The sequence below is a fragment of the Campylobacter sp. TTU-622 genome (genome assembly GCF_016598965.1).
Taxonomy (GTDB): domain Bacteria; phylum Campylobacterota; class Campylobacteria; order Campylobacterales; family Campylobacteraceae; genus Campylobacter_D.
Genome location: NZ_JAENKR010000105.1, coordinates 1 through 3,636, shown reverse-complemented (window position 1 = coordinate 3,636; position 3,636 = coordinate 1). Strand labels below are relative to the sequence as shown.

Here is a 3,636-nt window from a genome sequence, read left to right as displayed (position 1 = left end):
TTGATTGTGCTTCTTTATTTAATTCCAATGGAACAGGTTTAAATTTAAGAGATGGACAAGGAATTTGGGTATCTTATGCAGATGCAAAATACTCTACAAACTCTTTAGGGGTAAGTGCTTTTGATTCAAATTTACAACAAACTCAAACTGCAGCTTTTTGGGGAAATGGTAACCAAAAAACAACATTAAGCATAGTTTTAAATGGTGTAAAAATAGAAAATGAAAATATAACAAGTATAGATGATGCTATAGCTTATATCAATACTTTCACAGCTTCTAATGACACAAGACAAGGAACAGGAGTTAAAGCGGTTAAAAATGCTGATGGTAGTGGTATAGATTTTATCAATGACAACTCAGATGGCACTACAGATAGTATGAAAAATATTGACCTTGTAGTAAATACCAATAACACAGCAGGTGAGGTTTGGACAGCGACTTGGACAGCAGGGCAAGATGGCGCAGAAGGTTCATTTACATATGCTCAAGTAACACAAAATAATGCTTCTTTATGGACAGCTACAGGCGGAACAGCTGGCACACAAAATAGTTTAACAGGAGGATTTAAAGCTCAAGTTATCACTGCTCATAAATATATCTATAGTTCTTCAGCCCAAACTCTTCCTCCTATGTATAATCCTGATGGAGGTTATTCTTATGTTCCAGGGACAAATGGAGGAGCAGGAAATCCTACTTGGAATGGCACAGATACTGCTAGTATAGGTTCAAAAAATTATTATGATGCAGTAAATGGTGGTTTATTAAATACAAATGTAAGAACCTTCCATACTACTGAAGATTTAAGAGAGCTTTTACAAAGAGATGCAAGATATGGGGTTGATTATGATGGAAGTGGTTCGTTTGCTGCAGCTGATGTAAATGAAAATGTAAAAGTAGTTGTAAATTCTTCAGGGGCTTTTTCTATCACTAATGTTAATGAAACTACAAATAGCCCAACACTTGTTACAGGGGGTCAAGGACCATTACAATTTGGACCTCACAATATGAATTTTAATATCACAGCTTATACAGATGAGAAAGGAACAGTAAGCACTAATGATGCTTTTACAAAGATCTTTAAAGGACTTGATGGTTCTTTTCCTGCTGGAAATCAAGTAAAACAAAGTGAGCTTTTAAAACTTAGCGCTTTTTCAGCTGGACTTGAAATTTATGACTCTTTAGGTTCAAAACATACTTTAGAAGTGCAATTTGTAAAACAAAGCACTACTCAAGATGGTGGTAATGAATGGCAAATGATTATCCGTGTTCCTGAGCCTGCTGAGATTAATACCACAGGAGAAGGTCCAAACAATATCATCGTAGGAACAGCAAGATTTAACAATGATGGTTCTTTATCAAATTATAATCCAAGAACAATCAATTTTTCACCAAATAATGGTGCAGCACCAAATCAACAAATCAAACTTAGCTTTGGAACAAGTGGAAGTAATGATGGTCTAGTAAGCTCAAACTCAGCTTCAACCTTAACTTCTCAAGCAACTGATGGTTATACTTCAGGAAACTTAAAACCTGATGCGATACGCGTTGATGATAAAGGTAATATCTTAGGTGAATTTACAAACGGAAAAACTTTTGCAGTAGCAAAAATTGCTATGGCTTCAGTGGCTAATAACTCAGGTCTTGAAGAAATCGGCGGAAACCTTTTTAAAGTAACAGCAAATAGTGGTTCTATAGTAGTAGGTGAAGCTGGAACAGGCGGACGCGGTGAGATGAAAACCTCAGCACTTGAAATGTCAAATGTGGATTTGAGTCGTTCTTTAACTGAACTTATCATCATACAAAGAGGTTATCAAGCAAACTCTAAAACAATTTCAACTAGCGATCAAATGCTTCAAACTTTGATCCAATTAAAACAATAATCAAGCTTTATCCAAGTTTTCTTGGATAAACTAAATCTTGCTTTGCAAGCCTACTTTTAGTGGTTTTACAATACAAGATTTATACGTAGGCTTGATGCCTTCAATTATTGCTAACTCACCTTTTGGTGAGTTGCAATTTAATTGATACTTTTTTATTAAGTTAATTAAAAAATATAAAAAGTAAATAACTACAAAAAACCTGCCTTTTAGTTTAAATTTAAACAAATAAAGCAAAAATTAATCTTTTATAAGTATGATAAAAGATTTAATACTTTTTAAGGAAATTATATGCTCTTAAGTAATCCCATTATTATAAGTGTTATCTTAATGACTTTACTTTGTATTTTTCGTTTTAATGTTTTGCTTAGTCTTTTAATCTCTGCTTTAGTAGCTGGAATGCTTGCCCATTTGTCTATGGTGGAGACTATGGATATTTTAATAAGCGGTATGAAAGAAAATTTAAAAACTGCTTTAAGTTATATTTTACTAGGAGCCATTGCCGCTGCTATTTCCAAAACAAATTTAACTGCTTATTTGATTAAAATCGTAAGCCACTTTATTTCGCATAAAAAATACTTTTTGCTAATTTCTTTAACTATTATTTCTTGTTTTTCACAAAATTTAGTGCCTATACACGTGGCTTTTATACCACTTTTAATACCGCCACTTTTAAGTCTTTTTAATCGCTTAAAAATTGATCGTAGAGCGGTAGCTTGTGCTTTAACTTTTGGACTTACCACTCCTTATATGGTGCTACCTGTAGGCTTTGGACTTACTTTCCAAGATCTAATAAAAGATAATATCGCTTCTAATGGAGTAAATGTAAGCTTAAGTGATGTTACCAATACGATGTATTTGGCTGCTTTTTGTATGATACTTGGACTTTTTTTAGCTATTTTTGTTTTTTATAGAAAACCAAGAGAATATAAAGAGATAGAAATTTCTAAAGTAGATTTTGACAATCTTAAAATGACACGTAAGGAATGGGGTGTTTTAGCAGGACTTATAGTAACCTTAATCTGTCAAATCGCTACTATGAATTTACCTTTATCTGGACTTTTAGGTTTTGTTTTAATGGTAATTTTAGGAGGAGTTGAATACAAAAAAATTGATTTGATTTTTGATGATGGCTTAAAGATGATGGGCTTTATAGCCTTTGTTATACTCGTAGCGGCTGGATATGGAGAAGTTTTAAAACAAAGCGGTGCTGTTAGTGAGCTTGTAAATTCTGTTGTTCCTTTTATGCAAGAGAGTAAATTTCTAGCTATTTTTATAATGCTTTTAATAGGACTTTTAATCACAATGGGTATAGGAACTTCTTTTGGAACTATACCTATTATCACCACTCTTTTTGTTCCTATTTGTTTGGAATTAAATTTCTCTCTTGCTTTAATAGTCTTTATAATAGGAGTTGCAGGTGCACTAGGCGATGCAGGAAGTCCAGCAAGTGAAACTACAATGGGTGTTAGTGTAGGACTTAATGCTGATAAACAACACGATCACATTAAAGATACTTGTATCCCTACTTTTATCTTTTATAATGGAACTTTATTATTTATTGGAAGCGTGATAGCATTATTTTTATAAAAATTTTTTAAAACTTTTTATAATGGGTATAGGACTTGAAACTATACTCATTATCCACTCTTTTTGTTCCTATTTGTTTGGAATTAAATTTCTCTCTTGCTTTAATAGTCTTTATAATAGGAGTTGCAGGTGCACTAGGCGATGCAGGAAGTCCAGCAAGTGAAACTAC

3 protein-coding genes are annotated in these 3,636 nt (G+C 33.0%); all 3 read left to right on the top strand.

Annotated features, from left to right (window positions below; all coding sequences use genetic code 11):
* The coding region (gene flgE / locus JG677_RS07390) for a flagellar hook protein FlgE (RefSeq protein WP_200286008.1) at positions 1-1,880 on the top strand (1,880 nt) is incomplete at its 5' end.
* 288 nt (positions 1,881-2,168) lie between these two features.
* Positions 2,169-3,467, top strand: coding sequence for a Na+/H+ antiporter family protein (locus JG677_RS07385; RefSeq protein WP_200286006.1), 1,299 nt, complete (start codon positions 2,169-2,171; stop codon positions 3,465-3,467).
* A gap of 35 nt (positions 3,468-3,502) precedes the next feature.
* A partial coding sequence (locus JG677_RS09115) for a Na+/H+ antiporter NhaC family protein (protein WP_442778894.1) occupies positions 3,503-3,636 on the top strand: 134 nt, incomplete at its 3' end.